This window comes from Bradyrhizobium sp. HKCCYLS2038 (assembly GCF_051167655.1).
In the GTDB taxonomy this organism is placed as follows: domain Bacteria; phylum Pseudomonadota; class Alphaproteobacteria; order Rhizobiales; family Xanthobacteraceae; genus Bradyrhizobium.
This window is the reverse complement of record NZ_JBNPTM010000004.1, coordinates 679,195-705,627: the sequence shown is the minus strand read 5'-3', so window position 1 is coordinate 705,627 and position 26,433 is coordinate 679,195. Positions and strand designations below refer to the sequence as shown.

Below are 26,433 nucleotides of genomic sequence, written 5' to 3'. Positions count from 1 at the left end.
ATTGCGAGGAGCCAACGGGTCCGCGCAAAGCGCGGCCCGATGACAGGCTCCGCGACGAAGCAATCCAGAATCCTTGCTCGGCCCTGGATTGCCTCGCTTCGCTCGCAATGACGGTGCCTCGAAACAAAAAAGCGCGGGCCAGCCCGCGCTTTTCGTCAATCCATTGGAAGCAACGATTACTCGTTGACCGCGGTCTGCTGACGGTCCTGCTTCTCGACGATGCGGGCCGACTTGCCGCGCAGCTGGCGCAGGTAATACAGCTTGGCGCGACGCACCTTGCCGCGGCGCACGACCTTGATCGAGTCGATCATCGGGGACAGGATCGGGAACACGCGCTCCACGCCCTCGCCGTAGGAGATCTTGCGGACGGTGAAGCTCTCGTTGATGCCGCCGCCGGAACGGCCGATGCAGACGCCCTCATAGGCCTGCACGCGGGTGCGCTCGCCTTCGACCACCTTCACGTTCACGATCACGGTGTCGCCCGGGCCGAACTCCGGAATGGTCTTGTTGGCGGACAGCTTGTCGAACTGCTCTTTTTCGAGCTGCTGAATCAGGTTCACGGGTAAATCTCCATCGGCGGCGCGCCCAGCCGGGTCACGCGGGGGCTGCGCTTGTTCCTGCCGTCACTTGCGGAATTGGGCGCTCCTATAAGGCAAAGCGGAAGGCTTGTCACCCGTCTGTCGTGTTTTTTGGCGCTTTTTGGCGGGACCCGCTTTGTTCTCGGCCGTGCCGGGCCTGCCATTCAGCCCACAGATCGGGTCGTCGCGCCTCCGTCAGCGCCTCGGCCTCCGCCCGCCGCCAGGCTGCGACCTTGGCGTGATCGCCGGATGTGAGCACGTCCGGAATGGTACGGCCCTCGAACGACTGTGGGCGGGTGTATTGCGGGTACTCCAGTAGGCCGTCGGAAAAGCTCTCGTCGGTGCCCGATTCGAGCTTGCCCATCACGCCCGGCAGCAGCCGCACGCAAGCGTCGATCAGCACCAGCGCCGCGATCTCGCCGCCCGACAGCACGTAGTCGCCGATCGAGACCTCGATCAGCTCGCGGGCGTCGATGACGCGCTGGTCGATGCCCTCGAAGCGGCCGCACACGATCAGCGGCCCCGGGCCCGCGGCGAGCTCACGGACGAACGCCTGGGTCAATGGCCGACCACGCGGGCTCATCAGCAGCTTCGGCCGTTCCGGCGCGATCGTCGCAGCGTCGATCGCCGCGGCCAGCACGTCCGCGCGCAGCACCATGCCGGGGCCACCGCCGGCCGGCGTGTCATCGACGCTGCGGTGCTTATCGGTGGCCGACGCCCGGATGTCGCGCGGCTCCAGTGCCCAGATGCCGGAGGCCAGCGCCCGGCCGGCCAGGCTCACGCCGAGCGGCCCGGGAAACATCTCGGGAAACAGCGTCAGCACGGTGGCGCGCCAGGGCGCGGCGGACGGTGGAGGCAAAACGGTCATGACGGTCTGTTAAGGCATGGAGGCGGTGAGATCGAGCCTCCATCCGACGTCGCCGCATCGTTTCGCGCTTGCCACCGGCGTCGCCGCCATGCGCTTGACGTCTGGCGCGATCAGCTCCCCCCTGCCTTTCGGCCGTAATCGACCAACTCGATGCTTTCCTGGGTCTTGAGGTGCTTGTCGACCCGGGTGACCTGCAATTTCTTGACCCAGTGATCGATCGATGGGGCGTACCACGTCTGAACCGTGGTCTCGTTGACGCCGGCGGTCGGGTTGGCAAGGCGCGATGTATAGCTGGTCTCGATCTTGTACGTCTCGAACGTGCCAGCCTTGGTCGTCACTGTCTCCTGCGCGACGACTTTCGATGTGCCGCTTCGCTTCAGGACGATGTGATTGTCTGCGTTCTTGTCCTCGGACTTGAATGTCCAGCCGGCGCCGACCTTCAGCGGCGCCTTGATGCCCTGGCCGTCGTTCGGATTGAACGTCCAGGGTGAGGTGCTCTTCAAGTTCCAGGATCGATCATACAACCGCAGTGCGTTCCTCGTCGTTCCGACGAGCGAAAAACGAACAGCGATCTCGGTGGCATTGACCTCGGTCACGACCTCTTCGCGCGGCTCCAGCAGCTTGCCGGTGATCTCATCGTGCACCTCCCAGGTCCAATGGTCCCCCGCTCGTGGCTCTTCCATGGAGGCTGGTCGGGCCTGCTCCGGCTTTCCCTGTCCGGAAGCTGCGGGCGTTGCCGCTTGTTGTGCAGCCGCGCTGCCCGCCCATAGTCCCAACAACCCAATCAGCGCGTAACGCATCTCAAAGTCCCCCTCCGTCCAGATGCTCATCGTGAGTCGAGATTCATGCTGGATCCCAGCGTGCAGCTCGAATTGGAATCAATCATCAATCGCGGCGGCCATATTCGACCAATTCCGCAGAGCTCTTCTCGCGCAGCTTGCCGTCGATGCGCGTTTCGCTCGTGCGCTTGACCCAATGGTTGACCGCGGTCGAGTACCAAGTCAGTTGCACGAAATCGAGCTTCTTGGTCGGGTCGTTGCTGTTCTGCAGATGGACGGTGGTCTGAATCTTGAAAACATCGAACGTTCCGGCGCGTGTCGTGAGGCTCTCCTGGCCGAGCACCTTCGACGTGCCAGATCGCTTCCACATCGCGCCGGCGGAGGAATTAACCTCTGTCGATTTCAGCGCCCAAGTCTTGTTCGGCGCCAGCGCGTTTGCGACGCCTGTGCCGTCGTTCGGGGTGTAGCGCCAGGTTCCGTTGTTCTTCAGATTCCAAGCGCGGTCGAAGGTCAGGAAGTTCGTGTTGTTATTTCCAAGAGCGGTGACACGGATGCTGATTTCCGTGGCCGTGACGTCTGTGATCGTCTGCACGATGGTCGATTTGAAGTCGCCGGTGATCTCGTCACGGATGTCATAGGTCCAATGGTCGCCGACGAGAGGTTCTTCCTGACTCTCCGTCGACTTCGTTGAGTCGGCGGGAGTAGCCTGGGCTGTCGGCGGATCATTGGGTTGGGCGGAAGCGATTTGTGCACTTCCCATGAGCCCAGCGACGGCAAGAACCACCCAGCGTGACATGCGTCCCCCAAAAACAACTATAAGTTGAATATCGAAGCAGCGAAAGTTCCACCTCAGTGGAACTACCGGTGCGTCAATGTATGTCTCATTGCAAGCGGATATTTCCAGGCTCGGCGGCGTGGAGCCGGGAAAAGCCGTGAGCGAGGCTGGGTTGCTACCCGTCGTGCATTAGTCGCACGACGGGCCGGGCGGCGAAGCTGATTTAGGGCTCGCGCTCCTCACCCTCGATTTCCGGCGGCAGCTCGATGATCACGCGGCCGCCGTTCAGATCGACCGTCGGCACCACAGCATTCGTGAAGGGCAGCATCAGCGTGCTGCCGGAGGGCGGAGCGATCTCGATGATGTCGCCGGCGCCGAAATTGTGGATGGCGAGCACGCGGCCGAGTGGCGCGCCTGCGGTGGTTTCCGCGGCGAGGCCGATCAGGTCGGCGTGGTAGTATTCGTCGTCACCGGTCTCGGGCAGGCGGTCACGCGGAACGTAGAGCTCGACGCCGTTGAGCCGCTCGGCGGCATTGCGGTCGGTGATGCCCTTGATGCTCGCGACCAGGTGGTCCTTCGCCTCGCGCGCCTTGGCGACCTCGAACGATCGGCTGCCGTCCTTGGTCGTGAGGGGGCCGTAATGCAGCACCGCCAGCGGATCCTCGGTGAAGGTCCATAAGCGAACCTCGCCGCGCACGCCGTGCGCGGCGCCGATCTTGGCGACGCAGATGAGCTTGGACATCAGGAGGCCTCGTCCTTCGAGACGCGCGCCGCGGCGCGCTCCTCAGGACGAGGAGCCAGATCCTCATGCTGAGGAGCACGGCGTGAGCCGTGCGTCTCGAAGCATGAGGCCACGATCGTCAAAGGACGTTAGCCCTTGGCGGCGGCTTCGGCCTGCGCCTTGCGCTCCTTGCGCGGCACGGCCTTGATCGGGTTCTGGCGGGCTTCGCGCTTCTTGACGCCGGCGGCATCGAGGAAGCGGGCGACGCGGTCGGACGGCTGGGCGCCCTTGGCGAGCCAGGCCTTCACCTTCTCCATGTCGAGCTTGAGGCGCGCCTCGTTGTCCTTCGGCATCAGCGGATTGAAATGGCCGAGACGCTCGATGAAGCGGCCGTCACGCGGGAAGCGCGAGTCGGCGACGACGACGTGATAGACCGGGCGCTTCTTGGTGCCGGCACGGGCGAGACGAATGACGACGGACATGAAAGTTCTCCTGAGTGTCGATTGAAGGGTTTGGTGTCAGCTAAGCCGTCATTCCGGGGCACCGCGCAGCGGTGAGCCCGGAATCCATACGCACGATCGTGGTTATGGATTCCGGGCTCGCGCCGCGCGCGCCCCCGAATGACGAATGGAGAGAGGAGCGGATCATCCTCATTATTTCTTCTTCCCCGGAGGCAGCCCAAGGCCCGGCAGCGTCGGCTTGCCGCTCAGACCGGTAAGTCCCGGCAGATTGGGCAGGCCACCACGCAGGCCGGCGGGAAGATCCTTCGGCAAATTCGGCAGGCCGCCGGGCATGCCGCCCGGCATCTTCTCGGCGAGCGCCTTGAGCTGGTCCGGCGAGGGCATGCCGCCACCGCCGCCAAAGCCCATCGCCTGGGCGATGCCGGCGAGCGGGCCGCGCTTGCCGGAGCCCATGGCCTTCATCACGTCGGCCATGTTCCGGTGCATCTTGAGCAGCTTGTTGACGTGCTCGACGCTCTGGCCGGAGCCGGCGGCAATGCGCTTCTTGCGGCTGGCCTTGAGCAGATCGGGATGCTTGCGCTCGTCGCGCGTCATCGAATCGATGATCGCGACCTGGCGCTTGAGGATCTTGTCGTCGATCCCCGCGGCCGCGATCTGGTTCTTCATCTTGGAGATGCCGGGCATCATGCCCATCAGGCCGCTGATGCCGCCCATCTGCGACATCTGCAGCAGCTGCTCGCGCATGTCGTTGAGGTCGAACTGACCCTTGCGCATCTTCTCGGCGGCGCGCGCGGCCTTCTCGGCGTCGATGTTCGCCGCAGCCTTCTCGACCAGCGAGACGATGTCGCCCATGCCGAGGATGCGGCCGGCGATGCGCGACGGATAGAAGTCCTCGAGCGCGTCGGTTTTTTCGCCGGTGCCGAGCAGCTTGATCGGCTTGCCGGTAACCGCGCGCATCGACAGCGCGGCACCGCCGCGGCCGTCGCCGTCGATCCGGGTCAGCGCAATGCCGGTAAGGCCGACGCGCTGGTCGAACGAGCGGGCGAGATTGACGGCGTCCTGGCCGGTCAGGGAGTCCGCGACCAGCAGCACCTCGTGCGGGTTGGCGACCGCCTTGATCTCGGCGGCCTCCTTCATCATGTCCTCGTCGAGCGTGGTGCGGCCGGCGGTGTCGAGCAGCACCACGTCGTAGCCGCCGAGCTTGGCGGCCTCGATGGCGCGGCGCGCGATCTGCGGCGGCATCTGGCCGGCGACGATCGGCAGCGTCGGGATGTCCAGGTCGCGGCCGAGCACCGCGAGCTGCTCCATGGCGGCCGGACGGTAGACGTCGAGCGAGGCCATCAGCACCTTGCGCTTGTCGCGCTGGACCATGCGGCGGGCGAGCTTGGCGGTGGTGGTCGTCTTGCCCGAGCCCTGCAGGCCGACCATCATGATCGGCACCGGCGGCACGGCGTTGAGGTCGATAGTCTGGCCGTCGTCGCCGAGCGTCTTGACCAACTCGTCATGGACGATCTTGACGACCATCTGGCCGGGAGTGACCGACTTGACGACGGTGGCACCGATCGCCTGCTCGCGCACGCGCTCGGTGAAGCTGCGGACAACCTCCAGCGCGACGTCGGCCTCGAGCAGCGCCCGGCGGACCTCGCGCATCGCGGCGTCGACATCGGCTTCCGAGAGCGAACCACGCCCCGTCAGCCGATCGAGAATGCCGCCAAGCCTTTCCGACAGATTGTCGAACAATGCCGTATCCTTTGCCCTTGTCGGGCGCTCGCTTCATTGCCGCCCGTCATCGCCGCTCGCTGCGGCCCATGACGACCATATAGACCTCGGCTGACCTGCCGAAACCATCAGTCCAAACACGTTTGCGCCCGAGGGCGCACAGCGCTGTCGGGCGGTGACCTCCGGCCTCCAGGGCCGGGCGGTGGCTCGAAAAGACCAAACTTTCCGAAATTCGGCCGGGTTAAACCCTCCGCGGCCGGAAAAGTCAAGGAAACTTGCTTGCCGGCGTCCCGTTGCCGGCCCCCATGGGGCGGCTTACCTCTTGCGCCAGTTCAGCTTTCCCGTGTCAGCTTTCCCTTCGCGAGGACGACCTTGCTGCGCCGCTCCAGGACCTATTCCGGCCCCGTCACCGACCATTTCGACGGCAAGCGTTTCTACGATCCCGACGGCGCTCCGCCCAAATCCCTCTCCCAGGTGCTGCGCTGGCAGTTCGACCGCAACGGCAAGCGTGCGAAATGGCCGTCCTGGGCGCCGAGCCCGCATGCGGATGCGCCGCCGCACCGGATCGACGGCGAGACGGTGCGGCTGTCGTTCATCGGCCATGCCAGCTGGCTGGTCCAGACTGGCGGCCTCAACATCCTGATCGACCCCGTCTGGTCGGAGCGGGTGTCGCCGTTTTCGTTCGCCGGACCGCGCCGCCATAACGATCCCGGTATCGCCTTCGAAGCCCTGCCGCATATCGACGTCGTGCTGGTCTCCCACGGGCATTACGACCATCTGGACATCCGCACGCTGTCGAAGCTGACCGCGCGTTTTTCACCGCGCGTGGTGACGCCGCTCGGCAACGACCTCACGATGACCGACGCCGACGCCAAGATCCGCGCCGAGGCCTACGACTGGCACGATCGCGTGGTTTTGAACGACGAGGTCGCGGTGACGCTGGTGCCGACGCGGCACTGGACCGCGCGCGGCATCTTCGACCGCAACAAGGCGCTGTGGGCGAGCTTCGTGCTGGAGACGCCGCGCGGCAAGGTCTACATCGTGTGCGATTCCGGCTACGGCACGGGCAAGCATTTCCGCCGCGTCGCCGAGTTGCACGCGCCGCTGCGCTTGGCGATCCTGCCGATCGGCGCCTACGAGCCGCGCTGGTTCATGCGCGACCAGCACATGAATCCCGAGGATGCCGTGCAGGCGCTACAGGATTGCGGCGCCGAGACTGCGCTGGCCCATCACCACGGCACGTTCCAACTGACGGACGAGGCGATCGATGCGCCGGTGCACGCGCTGCACGCCGCGCTGGATTCCGCCGGCATCCCGCGTGAGCGGTTCGGTGTGTTGAAGCCGGGTCAGGTGGTGGAGATTTAAGCAGGCTGCCGCAACAACAACGGTATCGTCCCGGCCTTGAGCCGGGACCCATAACCACCGGATACAGTTTTGCGAAGGCTGGCAGCTCCATCTCGCGCAACAACATCGGCTGCGGAGTATGGGGCCCGGCTCAAGGCCGGGACGACACTGAGTTTGTAGTCGCGCTGTCGGCTCATATCCGCTTGCGAATGCGCCGAGCTCAAACAAGTGAGCCTTACTGCGCCGGCTTGATCGCCCAGGTCACGCTGACCGTGATCGACAGCGTCTCCTCGCCCTGTGCTACGGGTGTCGGCGCTCCGGCGGCCATCGGTGCCGCAAAGGTCTTGGCGCGGAACACCGGCGTCGGCGCGCCGTCCTCGGCGATGTTGAGTGGCTGGCCGAGTGTGACGCCGGCGGCCTTGGCGTAGATCTCCGCTTTCCGCCTCGCATCGGCCACCGCCTTCTCGCGCGCCTGGTCGAGCAGCTTCGACGGCTCGGCGACGCTGAAGAAGACGTTGCCGACATCATTGGCACCGGCGCCTACCACGGTGTCGATCACGTTCGCCACCTTGGCGACGTCGTGGACCTTGATGGTGACGCGATTGCTGGCGCGATAGCCGGTGACGCTCGCCTGGCCCGGCCGGTTCGGCTGGTATTGCGGCTGCAGCGACAGGCGCGAGGTCTGGACATCCTTGTCGGCGATCCCGGCCGTCTTCAGCGCCTGCAGCACCTTGGCCATCGCGCCGTTGTTGGCTTCTCCGGCCTCGCGCGCGGTCTTGGCATCCGACGCCACGCCGGCATCGATCTGCGCCAGGTCCGGCGGGGCCTGCACGCTGCCTTCGCCGCTGACCGTGATCGCGGGCGTGTCCTGCCGGGCGATGTCGTCAGCGAGCGCCGGCACGGCGGCCGACGCCGCGATGGCGGCTAACAAGATCGATCTGATGACCATGGGTCTCACTACTTCAGTGGTACGTAGACGTTGATGACGAGCTTGTCCTCGGCGGTCTTCAACGGATCGGTCAGGTACTCCTCGATGAAGGTGTCCTTGGCCTCCAGCCGGCGCTCGTCGAGATGGTTGGTGATCGCCTCGTAGGTATTGTCCATGTTGTCGTAGGAGCCGCGATGGACGAACTTCAGCGCCTTGCCCTCGGGCGACTGGCCGATGCTCATGCCCTTGCCGAGCGTCTTCGGCTCCTGCTCGATCGGAATCTCGGCGAAGAAGGTGAAGCCGTTATCGTCGGTCGAGGTGTAGACGATCATGCCGTTGCCGGCGGGCTTGACGCCCTGCTTGTCCAAGGTGGTCGCCAGCGCCTTGAACGAGTCGATCAGCGTGTCGAAGGCGTTGTCCCAATTCGCGGTGCCCTTGACGAGCACGACCTTCTTGGCCTCGAGCTTGATCTCGTCGCCAAAGGCGTCAGCCGTCTGGGCAGGCGGCGTCGTGGCCGCCGGAGCCTGGGCCGCGCTCGGCGATGACGAGGGCGATGGGCTCGCACTGGCAGCCGGCGTCGGACTGCCGCTGGGCGCCGGGCTGGCGGCGGATGCCGCCGGCGCGGGCGAGGCGGCCGGCGCCGGGATGGCGCTCGGGACCGGGGCGGGCGAGGCTGAAACCGCCGGAGCCGGCGAGGCCGACGGCGCCTGCGCCCGGGCGATCGGACCGCCCAGCGCCAGCGCGACCGAGCTCACGGCCAGAACGAGGCGGAAAGTGCTGAGATTCATTCGACTATTCTCCAGTGGCCGTGCTGGTTTGCCCGGTTCGTGCCGGCGAATGTCCGGTCCTAACATGCCCGGCGGCGTGGCGTCCCATGACAGATGCGTCATGTCCCGCTGCGGACTGGTCAAGGCCACGCCCATGGCCATATAAAGCGGACACAATTTGGATATTTTGATGAGCGCGCTCGCCAACCACAGCTTCGCCAAAATGAACGGCATCGGCAACGAGATTGTCGTGCTGGACCTGCGCGACGTGAAGCATGTCGTCACGCCCGACGAGGCGCGCGCGGTTGCATCGCGTGTTCCCTACGACCAGCTGATGGTGCTGCAGCCGCCGCGGCTCGGCGGCACCGAGGCGTTCATCCGCATCTACAACAATGACGGTTCGGAGTCGGGCGCCTGCGGCAACGGCATGCGCTGCGTGGTTCGCCAGGTGTTCGAGAAGACCGGGCAGGCGAGCGCCACGTTCGAGACGCGGGCCGGCCTGCTCAACTGCTGGCAGGGGCCGGCGCCGGACCTCTATACGGTCGACATGGGCGCGCCGAAGTTCGGCTGGCAGGACATTCCGCTGGCGGAGGAGTTCCGCGACACCCGCTACATCGAGCTGCAGATCGGCCCGATCGACGCGCCGATCCTGCATTCGCCGTCGGTCGTCAGCATGGGCAATCCGCACGCGGTGTTCTGGGTCGACAACGACGTCAATTCCTATGACCTCGAACGCTTCGGACCGCTGCTCGAAAATCACCCGATCTTTCCGGAGCGCGCCAACATCACGCTCGCCCAGATCGTCGATCGCGACCACATCACGATGCGCACCTGGGAGCGCGGCGCGGGGCTGACCAGGGCCTGCGGCTCGGCCGCCTGCGCCACGGCTGTCGCTGCCGCCCGGCTGAAGCGTGCCAACCGTCTCGTCCACATGACCTTGCCCGGCGGCGAGCTGACCATCGAATGGCGCGAGCGCGACGATCACGTGCTGATGACGGGCACGGCGACCTTCGAGTTCGAGGGGCGGTTCGCGCCAGAGCTGTTCGCCAGCGTCGCATGAGCGTCGACGTCGTCACCTTCGGCTGCCGGCTCAACGCGTTCGAATCCGAACTGATCGCGCGCCACGCCGAGGCGGCGGGCGCGGACGACACCATCGTCATCAACAGCTGCGCCGTCACCAACGAGGCCGTGGCGCAGGCGCGGCAGTCGATCCGCAAGCTGAAGCGCGAGCGGCCGGACGTGCGCATCGTCGTCACCGGCTGCGCGGCGCAGACGCAGGCCGGCATGTTCGCCGCCATGCCAGAGGTCGACCGCGTCATCGGCAATGATGACAAGTTGCAGCCGGAGGCGTGGCGTACGACGGCGCAGGCGCTGGCAGTGCCGCGCTTCGGCATCGATGCGTCGGAGAAGGTGGCGGTCTCCGACATCATGGCCGTCAAGGCGATGGCGCCGCATCTCGTCGACGGTTTCCAGCACGGCCTGCCGCGCGTCTTCGTGCAGGTGCAGAACGGCTGCGATCACCGCTGCACCTTCTGCATCATTCCGTTCGGCCGCGGCAATTCACGCTCGGTGCCGATGGGCGCCGTCGTCGATCAGGTGCGGACGCTCGCTGCGCGCGGCCATGCCGAGATCGTGCTGACCGGAGTCGATCTCACGAGCTACGGCACCGACCTGCCGGGCGCGCCGAAGCTCGGCCGGCTGGTGAAGCAGATCCTGCGGCATGTGCCGGAGCTGCAGCGGCTGCGCATCTCCTCGATCGACTCGATCGAGGCCGATGCCGACCTGCTCGATGCGCTCGCCGACGATGCGAGGCTGATGCCGCATCTGCATCTGTCGCTGCAAGCCGGCGATGACCTGATCCTCAAGCGCATGAAGCGGCGGCATTCGCGCGCCGACGCGATCGCGTTCTGCGAGCAGGTGCGGCGATTGCGGCCGGACATCGCGCTGGGCGCCGATCTGATCGCGGGCTTTCCGACCGAGACCGAGGAGATGTTTGCCCGCTCGCTCGATCTCGTCGAGGAATGCGGCCTGACCTTCCTGCACGTGTTTCCCTATTCACCCCGCCCGGGCACGCCGGCCGCGCGCATGCCGCAGGTGGAAGGCAGCGTTATTCGCGAGCGCGCGCGACGGCTGCGGGCGGCGGGAGAGGCTGCGTTACGGCGGCGGTTAGATCGGGAGATCGGCTGTGAGCGCCAGGTGCTGATCGAGAGCGCGACACAGGGGCGGACGGAGCACTATCTGCCGGTGGCCGTCAGCGGTGCTGAGCCCGGCACTGTTCAGCGGCTCACGATCGCGGGGAATGATGGGTCGAAGCTGTTAGTCAAGGACTCCGTCATGCCCGGGCTTGACCCGGGCATCCACGCTGTTTCCACGAAGTAAGACGTGGATGGCCGGGACAAGCCCGGCCATGACGTGTGGAGGGAGATAGGCTTCATCTCCACGTTCCATCCGCGCCGCCGCAACCGCCTGCAGGCGCATTGGCGCCGGCTCCACCACCTGCACTGCCGCCCGCGAAGCCGTCAGGCAAATTTCGGCAGGTGCAGCGGCAGGCCATCGCAGGGCACATCGAGTTCTTCGACCTGCCCCTTGCCGACCTCGGTCACGCGCAGCTTCTTGCCTGCCAGGGTGAAGGCGCAATTCGTCGGCTGCGGGCCGTCCAGCATCAGCCGTTCGGCCACACGACCCTGCTTGTCGAGCACCGTGACGTTCTTCTGATTGTAGACCGTGCAATAGAGCCGCCCGTCCGTGCCGAACGCCATCCCATCCGGACCTTTGAAATCGGGATTCGAATCGGGTTGCAGCACATTTCCGAAGACGACGCGCTCTGGCGCCGTCTGGCCGAGGACGTCGTATTGATAGATCTCGCCGGTGAAGGAGGCGTTGGCGTACAGCCGATCGTCGGGGCCGAAGGCGATGCCGTTGGTGAAGCGGATCTTGCGATCGATCACGCGCAGCACCTTCATTGCCGATGGATCGATCTCATAGACGCGACCATCCCAATCCAGGTCCATATAGCCGTCGACGAAGGCCTGGCCATTAATGAAGTCCTTCGCGGCCATGCCCGAGTCGGTCATGTAGAGCAGTCCATTGGGACCGAAGCAGAGGTCGTTCGGAAACAGGAATCGATCCGCACCTTCGCCATGCATGCGCCGGATCTCGTTTCCGTCCGCGTCGATGCAGATCAGCGCCTGCAGGCCGGCTTCGGCAATCCAAATCCTGCCATGGCCATCGGTCGTCAATCCGTTCGGACGCCCGCTGGTGGTCCGGATCACCCGGCGATGGCCGCCGGTGTCGATCCGCGTGACACACAGCGTCGATGCCGACATCTCGGTGACATACATCGATCCGTCTGGCAGGCAGACCGGACCTTCCGGTGCCCCGATCCCCGTCGCAAAATGTCTCGCCGCCATTGTTTCCTCCCTGCTCTCCGTGTCGCTCAGGCCGTCCACCTTCTACGCGATGACCAGGCCGCTCGCCGGGTCGATCAGGACGAGGCGGTTGAGGTCGATCGTGAGCTCGATCTGCTCGCCGTGCCGTCCAACGTCATGTGCTTGCAGTTCGGCCACCGCGTCTACGCCGCCGACCTTGATGGTGGTGAAGGTGCGGGTGCCCGTGGGCTGAATCAGGTCGGTGACCGTGGAATAGCGGACCACACCATCGCGAAACGGAGCGCCGGTGGCCCGGCCGAAATGCTGCGGCCGGATGCCGGCGAGTACCTGCTGCCCATTTGCCGAGCGAAGCGACGTGACCTTCGCGGGAGGGAGCGGCAGAGACTCTCCCGACTGAAACACGACCGTGACGTCGTTGCCCTCGACTCGGAGCGTCGCCGGTATGAGGTTGATGGACGGTGAGCCGAGAAAGCGCGCCACGAAGCTGGTGCGCGGTTGTTCGAACAGCTCGAGCGGGGCGCCCTGCTGTTCGATCTGCCCATCGCGCAGCAGAACGATCCGGTCCGCGAGCGTCATCGCCTCGACCTGATCGTGCGTCACGTAGATCATCGTGGTCGTGATTTCCTGATGCAGACGCTTGATCTCGGTGCGCATCTCGTCGCGCAATTGCGCGTCGAGATTGGAGAGCGGTTCGTCGAACAGGAACAGGCTTGCCTTGCGAACGATGGCGCGCCCGATCGCGACGCGCTGGCGTTGTCCGCCGGAGAGCTGCCGCGGGTAACGGCCGAGAAGATTGCCGATGCCGAGCATCTCGGCCGCCTCGTTGACCCGCTTTCTGACTTCGATCTCGGGGGTCTTCCGCGCGCGCAGGCCGAAGGCGATGTTCTCGTTGACGGTCAGATACGGATAGAGCGCGTAGTTCTGGAACACCATGGCGATGTTGCGCTCGCGCGGGCGCAAATCGTTGACCACGGCGCCGCCGATCATGATCGTTCCGTCGTCCGGATCCTCGAGGCCGGCGATCGTGCGCAGGAGCGTGCTCTTGCCGCAGCCCGATGGTCCCACCAGAACGGCGAACTCGCCATCCGCAATGGTCAGATCGAGCCCTCGTACCGCGTGCACGTTGCCGTAATATTTGTGCACGCCGGATAGCTTCACGTCCGCCACACAGCTCTCCCTAACCCTTGATTGCTCCCAAGGAGATGCCGCGCACGAGATAGCGCTGCATCGCCGAAACCGCGACGAATATCGGCAAGGTCCCCAGCACGGACATCGCCGCGATCTTGCCCCAGAAATTCGACTGCCCGCCAAAGTAGTGGGTCAGCTGCACCGGAAAGGTGATGACCTCCGTGCGCGTCAGCACGAGCGCAAACAGGAAGTCGTTCCAGGCGAATACGAAGGTGAACACGGACGTGGCCACGAGGCCTGAACGAACCATCGGGAAGACGACCTTCCAGATCACCTCCCATCGCGTGAGGCCATCGACCAGCGCGCTCTCCTCGAGCTCGAGCGGGACGTCCACGATGTAGCCCCGCATCATCCAGATGACATAGGGGAGGTTGAAGGCCGTGTAGAGCAGGATCAGCCCGAAGAAGCTGTCGACCATGCCCAGATGGACGTAGAGCAGGAAGATCGGGAAGACGACCGCGATCGGCGGGATCATGCGCTGGGAGATGATCCACATCGCAAGGTTCTCGCCACCGGTGCCGAACCGGGCAAGGCTGTAGGCGCAGAGCGTGCCGAGAACGATTGCGGCGCCGGAGCTGGCGCCCGCCACGATCAGGCTGTTCAGGATGGCAGCGACGTCGCCGTCCTTGAACAGGACGTAGTAGTTCGAGAACTGGATCTGTGCCGGAAACCACACCGGCGGCACGTGATAGATTTCGTCCGGCGTCTTGAACGAAATCATGAACAGCCAGTAGACGGGAAACAGGAACAGCACGGTCACGATGACGGCGCCGAGGTAGCGAAGCGCCAGGATGCGGGTTTTTCTCGTCGACAGCTTTCGGCCGCTCACCGCGTCAGCTCCATGCGCTTGAGGACCAGAGTGGTGATGACCGTCAGCAGGCCGATCACGAGAAAGGAGATCGCCGCGGTATAGCTGGTCTCGAATTGCGTGAAACCCTGCACATAGGTGTAGAGCGAGATTGTCTCGGTCATGGAGCCCGGGCCACCTTCCGTGAGCGCCCAGATGATGTCGAAGATGCGAACCAGATCGAGCCCGCGGATCAGGCAGGCAACGGCGACCACGGGCGCGATCGCCGGCAGGATGATCGCCCGAAGCACGCGCAGATATGACGCTCCGTCGATCTCCGCAGCCTCGAGCTGCGACTGATCGACATTCGAGAGGGCGGCGAGCAGCAGCAGGAACATGAACGGAGACCACTGCCAGACTTCGCAGATGATGATCGCCGGATAGACGTAAGCAGGGTTGACGGTCCACAGGATCCTGACTGGCTCTCCGGCAAAGAAGCTGAGGATCTGCCCGATCGGACCGAAGCGGACGTCGAACATCAGCCGCCACGTCGCGCCGGCAACGATCGGAGAGATCACCGTCGGCAGCACCAGCAGCGCAACGAAGAGCTGTCGTCCCGGAATGCGGTCGATGAACAGCTGCGCCATGAGGAAGCCGATCAGGAGCTCCAGCGGCAGCGCGACGGCCGTGATGAGCGCCGTATGGCCAAGCGATGCCCAGAGGCGGGCGTCGCGGAACAGCTCTGCGTAGTTCAGCAGACCGGCAAAGGACGTATCATTGTCGGACATTGTGATACGCTGAAAGCTCACGACGAGCGAATAGATCAGCGGAAAAAGTCCAACGAGCAAGAGTATGAAAATTGCGGGCGCGACGATGAGATAGGGCAGGCGGTCCTCGAGCAGGCGCCCGAGGCGACCGGGGCGAGGCTGCTCGGTCCCGTTGGATATTCCGGAAAGCGTCATCATGAATTCCAGCAAGCAGGACCGCACGGAAGGGGTCTCCTTCCGTGCGGCGGCCAGGGACGGCTATTGCGGGTAGGCGCCGGGCTTTGACGCCCAGACCTTGTAGACGGCCTTCTGGTTATCGACGCCGACCTTCTCGGTGATGGCGTCGAACTGCTGTGCCAGGCGGTCGAGAATGGCCTTGGCGTCCTCTCCGGCCCAGAGGCTCGAGATCGCCTTGGTCATGGCCTCGTCATACTTGTCCTGCTGCAGGAGCGACAGGTCGAGCAGGCCCTTCTCGCCGGACGTCTTGACCGTGTCGAGATAGGACGGAGCATCGGGCCACAGCGACCGATACTTCTCGCTCGCGTAGTGCGACAGGCGGAACGGGTCGCGCAGCGTATAGGGCAGCTGGACACGCTCGAGGCTGGTCTTCTTGCTGTTGAGCCACTGAATGAAGAGATAGGCGGCTTCCTTGTTCTTGCTCGTGGAGGAGACGGCCAGATCGAATCCGACGCCGAGCTCCGGCCGGCCGAGCGGGTTGAGCGCATAACCGACCTTGCCGGCCACTTGCGACTTGGGCACCCACTTCAGGGCCTCTTCGCCGGAGCCGTATCCCGCGGCCCAGCGTCCATAGGGAGGCCAGGAGATCGTCATCGCGGTGGTGCCCTGGAGGAACGCGGCCAGATTGTCGACGAAGTTCCACTGCTCGACGCCCGGCGGCATGAACTTGTTTTCGGCGACCATCTGCTTGAACACTTTGAGGCCGACGTCGCTGTTCACCGTCGACTTCATCGTATCCGCATTGAAGAACTTGCCGCCCTCCATGCGGAAACGTTCCTGGAACATGTACTGCGGATAGGGCGCAGTCCGGAAGAAGCCGGCGCCGTAGACCTTGGGGGCCATCTTGTCGGTGATGAACTGGCCGATCTCGTCGAACTGCTTCCAGTCCTTCGGCGGCGCCAGCTCGTAGCCGAACTTGGCCTTGAACTCCTCCTTCATCTTCGGATCCTCGAAGATGTCCTTGCGGTAGTAGAGGAGCATCACGTCGCCGTCGTCCGGGAAGCCGTAGATCTTCCCGTCATATTGCATCTGGTTGTCGCGATAGGCGGCGGCAATGTCCTGCAGCTCGTCGCGATAGCCGTATTTGTCGACATACTTGTCGAGGTTTTCGAGCGCACCGGCGCGCGCAAGGTCCGGCATCCAGGATGGAATGACGTTCAGCGCGTCATAGGCGCCGGCGCCGGATCTGAAGTCCTGCATGATCTTGGTGAACATCTGGTCGGTCGGAACCTCGACCACCTTCACCTTGATGCCGGTGAGCTTCTCCCATTTCGGACCGGAATAGTTCAACGGGTCGAGCGATTGGAGGCCGGCCTCCCAGACGATGCTGATCGTCGTGCCCGCGTACTTCTTCGCGGCTTCGACAGCGGCGTCGGCTGCATCCTTGTCTGCGGCCAGCGCCGAGGCGGACGTCAGCGCCAAGACTGCCGCTGCACCTAGAAATCTACTAAGTCTCATCCCGTCTTCCTCCTCTTCTTGAGCGTCCGCTGGCCTCGAGTTGGCTGAGGAGCGCTTCTTGTTATGTTAGGGTCTCTGGCAGAGTGGCAGTTTTCGACGGCTACGAGCCGCCGTGCACGTGCGGTCGATCGAGCAGAGTCATCATGATCGGATGTCATGCGAGGAGCGCGCATGCGGGCCCTGCGTCCGCAACGCGGATTGCGCGCGATGTTGGCCTCGCGAAAGCCGGCGTCCTCCCTCATCACGCTTGAGCGCGTTGATTTTCACGCCAAGTCTGCGATGCGGCCGAACGCACGTACAAACGAGAAAATTGCATTCACTGATGAATCAGATTCATCTGAGTGGAGCGGCAAAGCAGGTCGCTCGCGCCGGCGTCGCCTGTGCGCTGCATCCTGTTGCCGCGCTGCGGGGCAAACCAGCGGATCACGCTTTGGGGCATATCTGTGCAACGCACTGAAGTGAGCCCAACTTGCTCCATGGCCGAGAATGCTGGGACTGTCGAGGCGTCACCCGCGGCTCAGAGTTGCACGGACGTTCGTCGTTCGTCGCTGTGCAGCTTGCAGACGCCTGCAGTGCGGCGGACGTCTGGCTCGAGCGAGACTTACTCTCCCTTCCAACCGCACAACCGCAGCCGCTCGTGCATGTGTAGCGGCGCCGGCGCCACCACCTGCACAGGCGGCTTGTTCTTCGATAGCGGGATCGAAATCTCGCGCGCGTGGAGGTGCAGCCGCGGTTCACCGAAGCGCGGCCCGTTGCCGTAGATGTTGTCGCCGACGATCGGCCAGCCGGATGCGGCGGAGTGCACGCGCAATTGGTGGGTGCGGCCGGTGACCGGCTCCATGGCGAGCCAGGTGAGGCGCGGGCTGGCCATTGGTGTCGACGGGCTCGTGGTGTGAGCCAAGAGCTCGCCGTTCGGGTGCTGCGCTCCCTCCCCCCTTGCGGGGGAGGGTTGGGGTGGGGGGTGGCTCCGGGCGAGACTGCCCGTGGGGACCCCCACCCCCGACCCCTCCCCGCAAGGGGGAGGGGAGTCGGTGCCCGAAGCGAGAGGCGCGCTAGCGGATGGGGTGCTTGTCGAATACGACCTGCCCAGCACGCGCCATTTCGTCACGGCCGGCTGGCCCTGCGGGTCGGGCTTCTGCCACCAGCCGCGTTCGGCGTTGAGCTTGCCGAGCGGCAACTCGATGACGCCTTCGTCCGCATCGGGCCCGCCTTCGACGACGGCCCAATAGGTCTTCGAAATCTTGCCGTGCTTGAACAAAAGCCCGAGTGACGCCGTTGCCTTGCGATGGCGGCCGAGCACCAGGCAGCCGGAGGTTTCCTTGTCCAGCCGATGCGCCAGCACCGGCGGGCGCGGCAGGCCGAAGCGGAGGGCGTCGAACGACGCTTCGAGGTTCGGTCCGCCCTTCGGTCCCTTATGCACGGGAATGCCGGCGGGCTTGTCGATGACCAGCATCAGCCCGTCGCGGTGGAGCACGCGGGCGAGCATCTCCTCGTCGGTGGGTTGGTTAATGTCCATGGAAACCGTAACGCGGGTGTGAGCTTTCGTTTGATGGAGGAAAGGGCTAACACCACGCCATGAACGATACCACCTCCGAAACACCCAAGCTGTCATGGTGGCGGCGGTTGTCGGCCGGTCTGAAGCGCACCTCCGGCGCGCTCGGCACCGCCGTGGCCGATCTCGTCACCAAGCGCAAGCTCGACCGCGCGATGCTGGACGACATCGAGGACGTGCTGCTGCGCGCCGATCTCGGCACCCAGGTCGCCGCGCGGATTGCCGAGGCCGTCGGCCACGGCCGCTACGACAAGGCGATCAGCGCCGACGAGGTCAAGGCTGTCGTTGCGACCGAGGTCGAGAAGGTGCTGTCGCCGGTGGCGAAGCCGCTGGTCGTCGAGCCTGGTCACAAGCCATTCGTCGTTCTCGTCGTCGGCGTCAACGGCTCCGGCAAGACCACCACCATCGGCAAGCTCGCCCAGAAATTCGCTTCCGAAGGCAAGCAGGTGATGCTGGCTGCAGGCGACACGTTCCGTGCCGCCGCCATCGAGCAGCTCAAGGTGTGGGGCGAGCGCACCAGGGCGCCGGTGATCGCGGGCGCGCAAGGCTCCGACTCCGCGAGCCTCGCCTTCACCGCCATCACAGCGGCCAAGGAGCAGGGCCGCGACATCCTGCTGATCGACACCGCCGGCCGGCTGCAGAACAAGGCCGAGCTGATGAATGAGCTCGAGAAGGTGGTGCGTGTCATTCGCAAGGTCGACGCCTCGGCGCCGCATGCGGTGCTGCTCGTGCTCGACGCCACGGTGGGACAAAATGCGCTGTCGCAGGTCGAGGCGTTTCATCGTACGGCAGGGGTCACCGGCCTGGTGATGACCAAGCTCGACGGCACCGCGCGCGGCGGCATCCTGGTGGCGCTATCGGAGAAGTTCAAGCTGCCGGTGCACTTCATCGGCGTCGGCGAAGGCGTCGACGATCTCTCCCCGTTCGCCGCCAAGGATTTCGCGCGCGCAATCGCCGGCATCGAGGATTGACGCCGCCGCGCCGCTCCGGCGCGGTGTGATCGAAGACGACCAGCTGCGTCGCCGCTGACGTCAGCCAACAGGACATGGAATGGACAAGACCCAGCCGCATCCGCTGTTCAAGCTCGCGACCGAACTCGGTCCGCTGATCGTGTTCTTCGTCGTCAACGCCAAGTTCAATCTGTTCGCGGCGACCGGCGCCTTCATGGTCGCGATCATCGCGGCGCTGATCGCGTCCTACGTCGTGACGAAGCACGTGCCGTTGATGGCGCTGGTCACCGCCGTGGTCGTCATCGTGTTCGGAACGCTGACCCTGGTGCTTCACGACGAGACCTTCATCAAGGTCAAGCCGACCATCATCTACGGCCTGTTCGCGGCCGTGCTCGGCGGCGGGCTGCTGTTCAACCGCTCCTTCATCGCAATCATGTTCGATCAGATGTTCAACCTGACGCCCGCGGGCTGGCGTATCCTCACCTTCCGCTGGGCGCTGTTCTTCGCCGCGATGGCGGTGCTGAACGAGGTGATCTGGCGGACCCAGAGCACCGACTTCTGGGTCGGCTTCAAGGCCTTCGGCGTGGTGCCGCTGACCATGATCTTCGCCATCGCCCAGATGCCGCTGATCAAGCGCTATCATCTCGACCCGGCCTCGCTCGAAACCAGCGACGCGGCCGAAGGGGATGTGAGCAAGGGGTAGCTGCCCCGAACGCCGTCATTCCGGGGCACGCCGCGCAGCGGCGTGAGCCCGGAATCCATAGCCACGAAACAGCATGTGACGCGAGATGGCTGTGGCACTGGTCTTCGCCACGCGACCGCTCGTGGTTATGGATTCCGGGCTCGTCGCTTCGCGCCGCCCCGGAATGACGACGCGGAAAGGGGGGGTGTTTGCCGCTGAGGCTGTGTTGGCTGCGCGAGCTTAACTGCCCGCCTTCAGCGCCTTCTCGATCTCCGGCTTCAGCACCGCATCGATGTTCTGCGTCGTGATCGGGCCGACCAGCTTGTAGACGATGGTGCCCTCGCGGCCGACGACGAAGGTCTCGGGGACGCCGTAGACGCCCCATTCGATGCCGGCGCGGCCGTTGCCGTCGACGCCGACGACGTCATAGGGATTGCCGTAGCGGCCGAGGAAGCGGCGCGCATTGTCGGCGGCGTCCTTGTAGTTGATGCCAATGATCTGGAAGCGCTTGTCGTGGCCGAGGTCGACCAGCAGCGGCGCCTCGTCGTGACACGGCACGCACCAGGATGCCCAGACGTTGACGATGCTGACCTTGCCCTTGAGCGCGGCCGGATCGAGCCCGGGCACCGCCGTGCCGTCCTTGGCCAATTCAGGCAGCGCCGGCAGCGGTGTGGCCGGCGCGGGTCGCCCGATCAATGCGGAGGGAATCCGCGACGGATCGCCATTGCCGAGCCGAAACCAGAACAGTGCCGCGAGGCCGAGAAAGACCACGAGTGGCAGCAGCATCAGGAAGGAACGGCGGCGCGGCGGCGGCTGGTCAGTCATTGGATATCCGTCGCTGCGCGGCCGGAGCGGCGGCTGATGCCGCTGTCCTCGAGCGCGCGCAGCCGCGCCTTCTGAATGCGGTAGTCGATGGCGATCCAGCCGATCAGCAGCACGACCACGAGCGCGGCGGCGAGATAGGAGGTCGCGATGAAGGAGGTATAGGGGCCGAGGTCCATCACGCGGCTCCGACGATCTGGCCGGTCGTGCCGCCGGACGGCGCGCTGCCGGCATAGGCGCGAGCTTGCAGCATTTGCAGGCTGCGCACGCGGCGACGCAGGATTTCGTTGCGCATGGCGGCCACGTGCAGCGTGATGAACAGGAATGAAAAGCCGATCGCCATCACCAGCAGCGGGATCAGGAACGACTTGTCGAGCGCGGGCCCGCCCATGCGCATCACCGAGGCCGGCTGGTGCAGCGTGTTCCACCAGTCGACGGAGAATTTGATGATCGGCAGGTTGATGGCGCCGACCAGGGTCAGCACGGCGGCGGCGCGTGCCGCGCGCGTCGGGTCCTCGACCGAGCGCCACAGCGCCATCAGGCCGAGATACATCAGGAATAGGATCAGCACCGAGGTCAGCCGTGCGTCCCACTCCCAATAGGTGCCCCACATCGGTCGGCCCCACAGCGAACCGGTGAGCAGCGCCAGGAACGTGAAGCTGGCACCGATCGGCGCGGCGGCTTTGGCGGCGACATCGGCCAGCGGATGCCGCCACACCAGGGTGCCGAGCGAGGCGATGCTCATGACGCCCCAGACGAACATCGACAGCCACGCGTTGGGCACGTGGATGAACATGATCTTGACGGTCGCGCCTTGCTGGTAGTCGTCCGGCGCCAGCGCTGAGAGGTAGATGCCGGCGGCCAGCAGGACCACGGTCACCAGCGCAAGCCACGGCAGCAGCCGCGCGGCCAGCGCGAGGAACCGGGTCGGATTGGCGAGGTCGATCAGCGACATGAGAACCTTGTTAAAGGCGGAAGCGGTTGCAGTCCATCAGCACGAAGCGGCTCGGCAAGAGTTGATCGGAGTCAAACCCCGGTGGTGTTCCGTTAGTCCAGGCCGTTCCGCAAGCTGGTCGCAGCCGCGAACGGGCCGATCACGAAGCTCACCAGCGACAGCGCGCACAGGATCGAAAACGGTGCCCCGAACGGCAATGGGCCGACAATCGCCGCCTGGGAGGCCGCAACGCCGAAGATCAGCACCGGAATCGACAGCGGCAGCACCAGGACGGCGAGCAAGAGGCCGCCGCGGGACATCGTCACGGCCAGCGCCGCGCCGATCATGCCGATGAAGGTCAAGGCGGGCGTGCCGGCCAGCAGGGTCAGCGCGACCGCGCCGGTGGCGGTGGCGTCGAGATTCAGAAGCAGTCCGAGGACGGGTGTCGCGATCACCAGCGGCAGACCGGCGGCCAGCCAATGCGCCAGCGCCTTGGCGGCGCAGGCGAGCTCCAGCGGCGTCCGGCTCATGATGATCAGGTCGAGCGAGCCGTCCTCGTGGTCGGCGGTGAACAGACGGTCGAGCGTCAGCAGGCTGGCGAGCAGGGCGCCGAGCCACAGGATCGCCGGGCCGAGCCGGGTCAGCAGCGCGAGGTCCGGCCCGACCGCGAATGGCATCAGCACCACGACGGTCAGGAAGAACAGCACGCCGATCAGCGCACCGCCGCCGATGCGCAGCGCGATCCGGATGTCGCGGCGGATTAGGGCACCGAGGGTGGTCATGTGGGGCCGGCCTGACTGGTGGTGGCGAGCGAGCTGCGCTCCCTCCTCCCGCACGCTGCGCCCCCTCCCCCCTTGCGGGGGAGGGTCGGGGTGGGGGGTCCACACGGGTGGTCTTTCCTGGGACCCCCACCCCCGACCCCTCCCCGCAAGGGGGAGGGGAGTGCAGCGAGCCAAGTGGAGCGATTGGTGCGACTCATGAGCATTACATCATGTCCCAATCCGCAGCTCGCGCGTGTCGATCCCCAAGGGTCCATGCGTGGCCGCGACGATCAATCCGCCGCCGGCGAGATGTTCACGCATCAATCCGGCAAACATCGCCTGGCCGGCGACGTCGAGCGCAGCGGTCGGCTCGTCGAGCAGCCAGATCAGACGGGGCACGGCGAGCAGGCGGGCCAGCGACAGCCGGCGGCGCTGGCCGGCGGAGAGATAGCCGGCGGGAAGATCGATCGCATGGGCGATGCCGACGGCCGCCAGGCAATCCGGAATTGGTCGCAACACGCCGCCGCCCAGGAAGTCGGCCCAGAAGGTCAGGTTCTCGGCGACGCTGAGCGCCGGCTTCAGCGCGTCGCGGTGGCCGAGATAATGCGCCTGCTCGGGCACCGTCAGCTCGCCTTCGCCGCCCTCGATGGCGATGGTGCCGCCGGCCGGCAGCAAAAGGCCTGCGATCAGCCGCAGCAGCGAGGTCTTGCCCGCGCCGTTGTGCCCGGTCACGGCCAGCGCCTCGCCCGCGGTCGCTTCGAACGCAAGTCCTGCGAAGACTTCGCGGCCGCCGCGCACGCAGCGGACGTCGCTGCCGAACAGCTTCGGAGACAGTGTTGGAGACAGCTGCATGGTCTGTTGTGACAGCCCCTAGGGAATTGATGGCTAGCGCGTGAGAATTTGTGGGTGATGCCACGTCGCTGCTTGCTTGTGGCTGTGGCGGCGCAACTAGAAAGCTTCTATAAGCCCGACCTTGATGCAGCACACAATCGCCCGCTGCAAGCCATCCGGCGCCACGCGCTGACGGTTCTCAAGTACCCCCTCCGGGTATCCAGATCAATTGGGATTTCCACGCATGACCTCGCTCGACAGCTTCAAGTGTCGCAAGACCCTCAAGGTCGGAACGAAGAGCTACATCTATTACAGCTTGCCCACAGCCGAGAAGAACGGTCTCAAGGACATCTCGAAGCTGCCGTACTCGATGAAGGTGCTGCTCGAGAACCTGCTGCGTAACGAGGACGGCCGCACCGTCACCAAGGACGACATCGTCGCGGTCTCGAAGTGGCTGCGCAAGAAGTCGCTGGAGCACGAGATCGCCTTCCGCCCGGCGCGCGTGCTGATGCAGGATTTCACCGGCGTGCCGGCGGTGGTCGACTTGGCCGCGATGCGCAACGCGATGCAGGCGCTCGGCGGCGATGCCGAGAAGATCAACCCGCTGGTGCCGGTCGACCTCGTCATCGACCACTCGGTGATCGTGAACTACTTCGGTGACAACAAGGCGTTCGGCAAGAACGTCGCCGAGGAGTACAAGCAGAACCAGGAGCGCTACGAATTCCTGAAGTGGGGCCAGAAGGCGTTCTCGAACTTCTCGGTGGTGCCCCCGGGCACCGGCATCTGCCACCAGGTGAACCTCGAATATCTGGCGCAGACGGTCTGGACCAAGAAGGAGAAGATGACGATCGGCCGGACCAAGGGCACCTTCGAGGTCGCCTATCCGGATTCGCTGGTCGGCACTGATTCGCACACCACCATGGTCAATGGTCTCGCCGTGCTCGGCTGGGGCGTCGGCGGCATCGAGGCCGAGGCCTGCATGCTCGGCCAGCCGCTGTCGATGCTGCTGCCCGACGTCGTCGGCTTCAAGCTGACCGGCGCGCTGAAGGAAGGCGTCACCGCCACCGACCTCGTGCTGACCGTCACCCAGATGCTGCGCAAGCTCGGCGTGGTCGGCAAGTTCGTCGAGTTCTTTGGTCCCGGCCTCGACCATCTCTCGGTCGCCGACAAGTCGACCATCGCCAACATGGCCCCCGAATACGGCGCGACCTGCGGCTTCTTCCCGGTCGACACCGCCACCATCGACTATCTCAAGACGTCGGGGCGCAAGGGCCCGCGCGTCGCGCTGGTCGAGGCCTATGCCAAGGCGCAGGGCCTGTTCCGCACCGCCAAGTCGGCTGACCCGGTGTTCACCGAGACGCTGAACCTCGATCTCGCCGACGTCGTGCCGTCGATGGCCGGTCCGAAGCGTCCCGAAGGCCGCATCGCGCTCCCCGCGGTTGCCGAAGGTTTCGCCACCGCGCTGGCCGGCGAATACAAGAAGCCGGATGCTGCCGAGCAGCGCTTCTCGGTCGAGGGCAAGAATTTCGACATCGGCCATGGCGACGTCGTCATCGCGGCCATCACCTCCTGCACGAACACCTCGAACCCGAGCGTGCTGATCGGCGCCGGCCTGCTGGCCCGCAACGCCGCCGCCAAGGGCCTCAAGGCCAAGCCGTGGGTGAAGACCTCGCTCGCTCCGGGCAGTCAGGTGGTTGCCGAGTACCTCGCCAACTCCGGCCTGCAGAAGGACCTCGACAAGGTCGGCTTCAACCTGGTCGGCTTCGGCTGCACCACCTGCATCGGTAATTCCGGTCCCCTGCCGGAGGAGATCTCGAAGTCGATCAACGACAATGGCGTCGTCGCGGCGGCCGTGCTGTCGGGCAACCGCAACTTCGAAGGCCGCGTCTCGCCGGACGTCCAGGCCAACTATCTGGCCTCGCCGCCGCTGGTCGTCGCCTACGCGCTGGCCGGCACCGTGACCAAGGACCTCGCGGTCGAGCCGATCGGCATCGGCAAGGACAAGAAGCCGGTCTACCTGAAGGACATCTGGCCGACGACGAAGGAGGTCAATGACTTCGTCAAGAAGTTCGTCAAGGCCTCGATCTTCAAGAAGCGCTACGCCGACGTGTTCAAGGGCGACACCAACTGGCGCAAGATCAAGACCGTCGAGAGCGAGACCTATCGCTGGAACATGTCGTCGACCTACGTGCAGAACCCGCCGTATTTCGAGGGCATGAAGAAGGAGCCGGAGCCGATCAAGGACATCCTCGAGGCCCGCGTGCTGGCGCTGTTCGGCGACAAGATCACCACCGACCACATCTCGCCGGCCGGTTCGATCAAGCTGACCTCGCCCGCCGGCAAGTTCCTCAGCGAGCACCAGGTCCGCCCGGCCGACTTCAACCAGTACGGCACCCGCCGCGGCAATCACGAGATCATGATGCGCGGCACCTTCGCCAACATCCGCATCAAGAACTTCATGCTCAAGGGCGCCGACGGCAACATCCCCGAGGGCGGCCTGACCAAGCACTGGCCGGACGGCGAGCAGATGTCGATCTACGACGCCGCCATGAAGTACCAGGAAGAGGGCGTGCCGCTGGTGGTGTTCGCCGGCGCCGAATACGGCAACGGCTCGTCGCGCGACTGGGCGGCCAAGGGCACCCGTCTGCTCGGCGTCCGCGCCGTGGTCTGCCAGAGCTTCGAGCGCATCCACCGCTCCAACCTGGTCGGCATGGGCGTGCTGCCGCTGACCTTCCAGGAGGGCACGTCGTGGTCGTCGCTCGGCCTCAAGGGCGACGAGAAGGTCACCATCAAGGGCCTCCAAGGTGATCTGAAGCCGCGCCAGACCCTGACCGCCGAGATCGTGTCGGCAAACGGTGCGGCGCAACAGGTGCCGCTGCTCTGCCGGATCGATACGCTGGACGAACTGGACTACTATCGTAATGGCGGCATCCTGCACTACGTGCTGCGGAAGCTCGCCGCTTAACCAAAGCGCGATGCGACAGTTTGGCTCACTCTGAAGTGAGTAGCGGGTGATGAAGGAGGCGGCCTATGACAAAGGCCGCCTCCTTTGCGTTTGCAGACTTTTAACTACGAGGGCGGCTTCGCGATCGTTGACGCGGCAAGGCGCAGCGGACAGTGTTCCAGACAGGACAG

At 65.1% G+C, this 26,433-nt stretch carries 26 protein-coding genes; 6 read left to right on the top strand and 20 right to left on the bottom strand.

Translation table 11 applies throughout. The annotated features are described in order from the left end of the window. Positions 1-176 precede the first annotated feature (176 nt). The 7 genes from rplS to ffh all read right to left on the bottom strand — a co-directional run bounded on the left by rplS (position 177) and on the right by ffh (position 5,922). Positions 177-560 (bottom strand): 50S ribosomal protein L19, encoded by a 384-nt coding sequence (gene rplS, locus ACQR1I_RS21145; protein WP_015663536.1) that lies wholly within the window; start codon positions 558-560, stop codon positions 177-179. A 109-nt stretch (positions 561-669) separates the two neighbouring features. Further along, entirely contained in the window at positions 670-1,446 is a 777-nt protein-coding gene (trmD, locus tag ACQR1I_RS21140; RefSeq protein ID WP_434866471.1) for a tRNA (guanosine(37)-N1)-methyltransferase TrmD, read from the bottom strand. 110 nt (positions 1,447-1,556) lie between these two features. Beyond that, on the bottom strand, positions 1,557-2,276 hold the full coding sequence (locus ACQR1I_RS21135) for a TapB family protein (RefSeq protein ID WP_434866470.1): 720 nt from the start codon (positions 2,274-2,276) through the stop codon (positions 1,557-1,559). A gap of 55 nt (positions 2,277-2,331) precedes the next feature. After that, on the bottom strand, positions 2,332-3,021 hold the full coding sequence (locus tag ACQR1I_RS21130) for a hypothetical protein (protein WP_434866469.1): 690 nt from the start codon (positions 3,019-3,021) through the stop codon (positions 2,332-2,334). A gap of 202 nt (positions 3,022-3,223) precedes the next feature. Continuing rightward, positions 3,224-3,742: a ribosome maturation factor RimM gene (rimM, locus tag ACQR1I_RS21125; protein WP_434866468.1), complete on the bottom strand. Its 519-nt coding sequence runs from the start codon at positions 3,740-3,742 to the stop codon at positions 3,224-3,226. A gap of 128 nt (positions 3,743-3,870) precedes the next feature. Next, entirely contained in the window at positions 3,871-4,203 is a 333-nt protein-coding gene (rpsP, locus tag ACQR1I_RS21120; RefSeq protein ID WP_015663540.1) for a 30S ribosomal protein S16, read from the bottom strand. 171 nt (positions 4,204-4,374) lie between these two features. Then, positions 4,375-5,922, bottom strand: a complete 1,548-nt coding sequence (ffh, locus tag ACQR1I_RS21115; RefSeq protein ID WP_434866467.1) for a signal recognition particle protein — start codon at positions 5,920-5,922, stop codon at positions 4,375-4,377. A gap of 351 nt (positions 5,923-6,273) precedes the next feature. On the opposite strand from ffh, the gene ACQR1I_RS21110 reads away from it, so the two are divergent. Continuing rightward, the gene (locus ACQR1I_RS21110) at positions 6,274-7,266 is read left to right on the top strand and encodes an MBL fold metallo-hydrolase (protein WP_434866466.1); all 993 of its coding nucleotides are present in this window, start codon (positions 6,274-6,276) and stop codon (positions 7,264-7,266) included. 214 nt (positions 7,267-7,480) lie between these two features. Here ACQR1I_RS21110 and ACQR1I_RS21105 read toward each other — a convergent pair whose 3' ends face one another. Both ACQR1I_RS21105 and ACQR1I_RS21100 read right to left on the bottom strand, forming a co-directional pair. Continuing rightward, a complete protein-coding gene (locus ACQR1I_RS21105) occupies positions 7,481-8,194 on the bottom strand; it encodes an SIMPL domain-containing protein (RefSeq protein WP_434866465.1) in 714 nt (237 codons plus the stop codon). Between the two features lie 8 nt (positions 8,195-8,202). Further along, a complete protein-coding gene (locus tag ACQR1I_RS21100) occupies positions 8,203-8,961 on the bottom strand; it encodes a GyrI-like domain-containing protein (RefSeq protein ID WP_434866464.1) in 759 nt (252 codons plus the stop codon). Between the two features lie 169 nt (positions 8,962-9,130). Here ACQR1I_RS21100 and dapF point away from each other — a divergent pair, with 169 nt between their 5' ends. Further along, on the top strand, positions 9,131-10,000 hold the full coding sequence (gene dapF / locus ACQR1I_RS21095) for a diaminopimelate epimerase (RefSeq protein ID WP_434866463.1): 870 nt from the start codon (positions 9,131-9,133) through the stop codon (positions 9,998-10,000). Next, a complete protein-coding gene (mtaB, locus tag ACQR1I_RS21090) occupies positions 9,997-11,319 on the top strand; it encodes a tRNA (N(6)-L-threonylcarbamoyladenosine(37)-C(2))-methylthiotransferase MtaB (RefSeq protein WP_434866462.1) in 1,323 nt (440 codons plus the stop codon). The genes dapF and mtaB overlap by 4 nt, the downstream gene beginning before the upstream one ends. Positions 11,320-11,459: 140 nt before the next feature. Here the strand turns inward: mtaB and ACQR1I_RS21085 are convergent, their stop codons facing one another. The 6 genes from ACQR1I_RS21085 to ACQR1I_RS21060 all read right to left on the bottom strand — a co-directional run bounded on the left by ACQR1I_RS21085 (position 11,460) and on the right by ACQR1I_RS21060 (position 18,282). Continuing rightward, a complete protein-coding gene (locus ACQR1I_RS21085; RefSeq protein WP_434866461.1) occupies positions 11,460-12,350 on the bottom strand; it encodes an SMP-30/gluconolactonase/LRE family protein in 891 nt (296 codons plus the stop codon). Between the two features lie 42 nt (positions 12,351-12,392). Continuing rightward, the gene (locus ACQR1I_RS21080) at positions 12,393-13,496 is read right to left on the bottom strand and encodes an ABC transporter ATP-binding protein (RefSeq protein WP_434866460.1); all 1,104 of its coding nucleotides are present in this window, start codon (positions 13,494-13,496) and stop codon (positions 12,393-12,395) included. A gap of 10 nt (positions 13,497-13,506) precedes the next feature. Then, positions 13,507-14,346, bottom strand: coding sequence for a carbohydrate ABC transporter permease (locus ACQR1I_RS21075; protein ID WP_434866459.1), 840 nt, complete (start codon positions 14,344-14,346; stop codon positions 13,507-13,509). Then, positions 14,343-15,269 (bottom strand): carbohydrate ABC transporter permease, encoded by a 927-nt coding sequence (locus ACQR1I_RS21070; RefSeq protein WP_434888829.1) that lies wholly within the window; start codon positions 15,267-15,269, stop codon positions 14,343-14,345. Before ACQR1I_RS21070 ends, ACQR1I_RS21075 begins: the two co-directional genes overlap by 4 nt. 60 nt (positions 15,270-15,329) lie before the next feature. Then, the gene (locus tag ACQR1I_RS21065; RefSeq protein WP_434888828.1) at positions 15,330-16,730 is read right to left on the bottom strand and encodes an ABC transporter substrate-binding protein; all 1,401 of its coding nucleotides are present in this window, start codon (positions 16,728-16,730) and stop codon (positions 15,330-15,332) included. Between the two features lie 637 nt (positions 16,731-17,367). Then, positions 17,368-18,282 (bottom strand): pseudouridine synthase, encoded by a 915-nt coding sequence (locus ACQR1I_RS21060; protein WP_434866456.1) that lies wholly within the window; start codon positions 18,280-18,282, stop codon positions 17,368-17,370. A 59-nt stretch (positions 18,283-18,341) separates the two neighbouring features. Between ACQR1I_RS21060 and ftsY the strand changes: the two genes are divergently transcribed. Next, entirely contained in the window at positions 18,342-19,289 is a 948-nt protein-coding gene (gene ftsY / locus ACQR1I_RS21055; RefSeq protein WP_434866455.1) for a signal recognition particle-docking protein FtsY, read from the top strand. A gap of 79 nt (positions 19,290-19,368) precedes the next feature. After that, positions 19,369-19,971: a septation protein A gene (locus ACQR1I_RS21050; protein WP_434866454.1), complete on the top strand. Its 603-nt coding sequence runs from the start codon at positions 19,369-19,371 to the stop codon at positions 19,969-19,971. A 219-nt stretch (positions 19,972-20,190) separates the two neighbouring features. Here the strand turns inward: ACQR1I_RS21050 and ACQR1I_RS21045 are convergent, their stop codons facing one another. The 5 genes from ACQR1I_RS21045 to ccmA form a co-directional block, all read right to left on the bottom strand. Then, entirely contained in the window at positions 20,191-20,775 is a 585-nt protein-coding gene (locus ACQR1I_RS21045) for a DsbE family thiol:disulfide interchange protein (RefSeq protein WP_434866453.1), read from the bottom strand. Then, a complete protein-coding gene (ccmD, locus tag ACQR1I_RS21040) occupies positions 20,772-20,951 on the bottom strand; it encodes a heme exporter protein CcmD (RefSeq protein ID WP_434866452.1) in 180 nt (59 codons plus the stop codon). Before ccmD ends, ACQR1I_RS21045 begins: the two co-directional genes overlap by 4 nt. After that, positions 20,951-21,727 carry a heme ABC transporter permease gene (locus ACQR1I_RS21035; protein WP_434866451.1) on the bottom strand — a complete coding sequence of 259 codons (777 nt, stop codon included), beginning with the start codon at positions 21,725-21,727 and terminating at the stop codon, positions 20,951-20,953. Before ACQR1I_RS21035 ends, ccmD begins: the two co-directional genes overlap by 1 nt. A gap of 92 nt (positions 21,728-21,819) precedes the next feature. Continuing rightward, a complete protein-coding gene (ccmB, locus tag ACQR1I_RS21030) occupies positions 21,820-22,488 on the bottom strand; it encodes a heme exporter protein CcmB (protein ID WP_434866450.1) in 669 nt (222 codons plus the stop codon). Positions 22,489-22,695: 207 nt separating this feature from the next. After that, positions 22,696-23,319 (bottom strand): heme ABC exporter ATP-binding protein CcmA, encoded by a 624-nt coding sequence (gene ccmA, locus ACQR1I_RS21025; RefSeq protein ID WP_434866449.1) that lies wholly within the window; start codon positions 23,317-23,319, stop codon positions 22,696-22,698. Positions 23,320-23,542: 223 nt separating this feature from the next. On the opposite strand from ccmA, the gene acnA reads away from it, so the two are divergent. Further along, positions 23,543-26,263: an aconitate hydratase AcnA gene (gene acnA / locus ACQR1I_RS21020; protein WP_434866448.1), complete on the top strand. Its 2,721-nt coding sequence runs from the start codon at positions 23,543-23,545 to the stop codon at positions 26,261-26,263. Positions 26,264-26,433 lie beyond the last annotated feature (170 nt).

Bases quoted from the DNA above. Each gene is read 5' to 3' on its own strand.
- trmD (WP_434866471.1), bottom strand. From the start codon at position 1,446: ATGACCGTTTTGCCTCCACCGTCCGCCGCGCCCTGGCGCGCCACCGTG.
- ACQR1I_RS21135 (WP_434866470.1), bottom strand. From the start codon at position 2,276: ATGAGCATCTGGACGGAGGGGGACTTTGAGATGCGTTACGCGCTGATT.
- ACQR1I_RS21130 (WP_434866469.1), bottom strand. From the start codon at position 3,021: ATGTCACGCTGGGTGGTTCTTGCCGTCGCTGGGCTCATGGGAAGTGCA.
- rimM (WP_434866468.1), bottom strand. From the start codon at position 3,742: ATGTCCAAGCTCATCTGCGTCGCCAAGATCGGCGCCGCGCACGGCGTG.
- rpsP (WP_015663540.1), bottom strand. From the start codon at position 4,203: ATGTCCGTCGTCATTCGTCTCGCCCGTGCCGGCACCAAGAAGCGCCCG.
- ACQR1I_RS21105 (WP_434866465.1), bottom strand. From the start codon at position 8,194: ATGGTCATCAGATCGATCTTGTTAGCCGCCATCGCGGCGTCGGCCGCC.
- ACQR1I_RS21100 (WP_434866464.1), bottom strand. From the start codon at position 8,961: ATGAATCTCAGCACTTTCCGCCTCGTTCTGGCCGTGAGCTCGGTCGCG.
- dapF (WP_434866463.1), top strand. From the start codon at position 9,131: ATGAGCGCGCTCGCCAACCACAGCTTCGCCAAAATGAACGGCATCGGC.
- mtaB (WP_434866462.1), top strand. From the start codon at position 9,997: ATGAGCGTCGACGTCGTCACCTTCGGCTGCCGGCTCAACGCGTTCGAA.
- ACQR1I_RS21085 (WP_434866461.1), bottom strand. From the start codon at position 12,350: ATGGCGGCGAGACATTTTGCGACGGGGATCGGGGCACCGGAAGGTCCG.
- ACQR1I_RS21070 (WP_434888829.1), bottom strand. From the start codon at position 15,269: ATGATGACGCTTTCCGGAATATCCAACGGGACCGAGCAGCCTCGCCCC.
- ACQR1I_RS21060 (WP_434866456.1), bottom strand. From the start codon at position 18,282: ATGGACATTAACCAACCCACCGACGAGGAGATGCTCGCCCGCGTGCTC.
- ftsY (WP_434866455.1), top strand. From the start codon at position 18,342: ATGAACGATACCACCTCCGAAACACCCAAGCTGTCATGGTGGCGGCGG.
- ACQR1I_RS21050 (WP_434866454.1), top strand. From the start codon at position 19,369: ATGGACAAGACCCAGCCGCATCCGCTGTTCAAGCTCGCGACCGAACTC.
- ACQR1I_RS21045 (WP_434866453.1), bottom strand. From the start codon at position 20,775: ATGACTGACCAGCCGCCGCCGCGCCGCCGTTCCTTCCTGATGCTGCTG.
- ccmD (WP_434866452.1), bottom strand. From the start codon at position 20,951: ATGGACCTCGGCCCCTATACCTCCTTCATCGCGACCTCCTATCTCGCC.
- ACQR1I_RS21035 (WP_434866451.1), bottom strand. From the start codon at position 21,727: ATGTCGCTGATCGACCTCGCCAATCCGACCCGGTTCCTCGCGCTGGCC.
- ccmB (WP_434866450.1), bottom strand. From the start codon at position 22,488: ATGACCACCCTCGGTGCCCTAATCCGCCGCGACATCCGGATCGCGCTG.
- ccmA (WP_434866449.1), bottom strand. From the start codon at position 23,319: ATGCAGCTGTCTCCAACACTGTCTCCGAAGCTGTTCGGCAGCGACGTC.
- acnA (WP_434866448.1), top strand. From the start codon at position 23,543: ATGACCTCGCTCGACAGCTTCAAGTGTCGCAAGACCCTCAAGGTCGGA.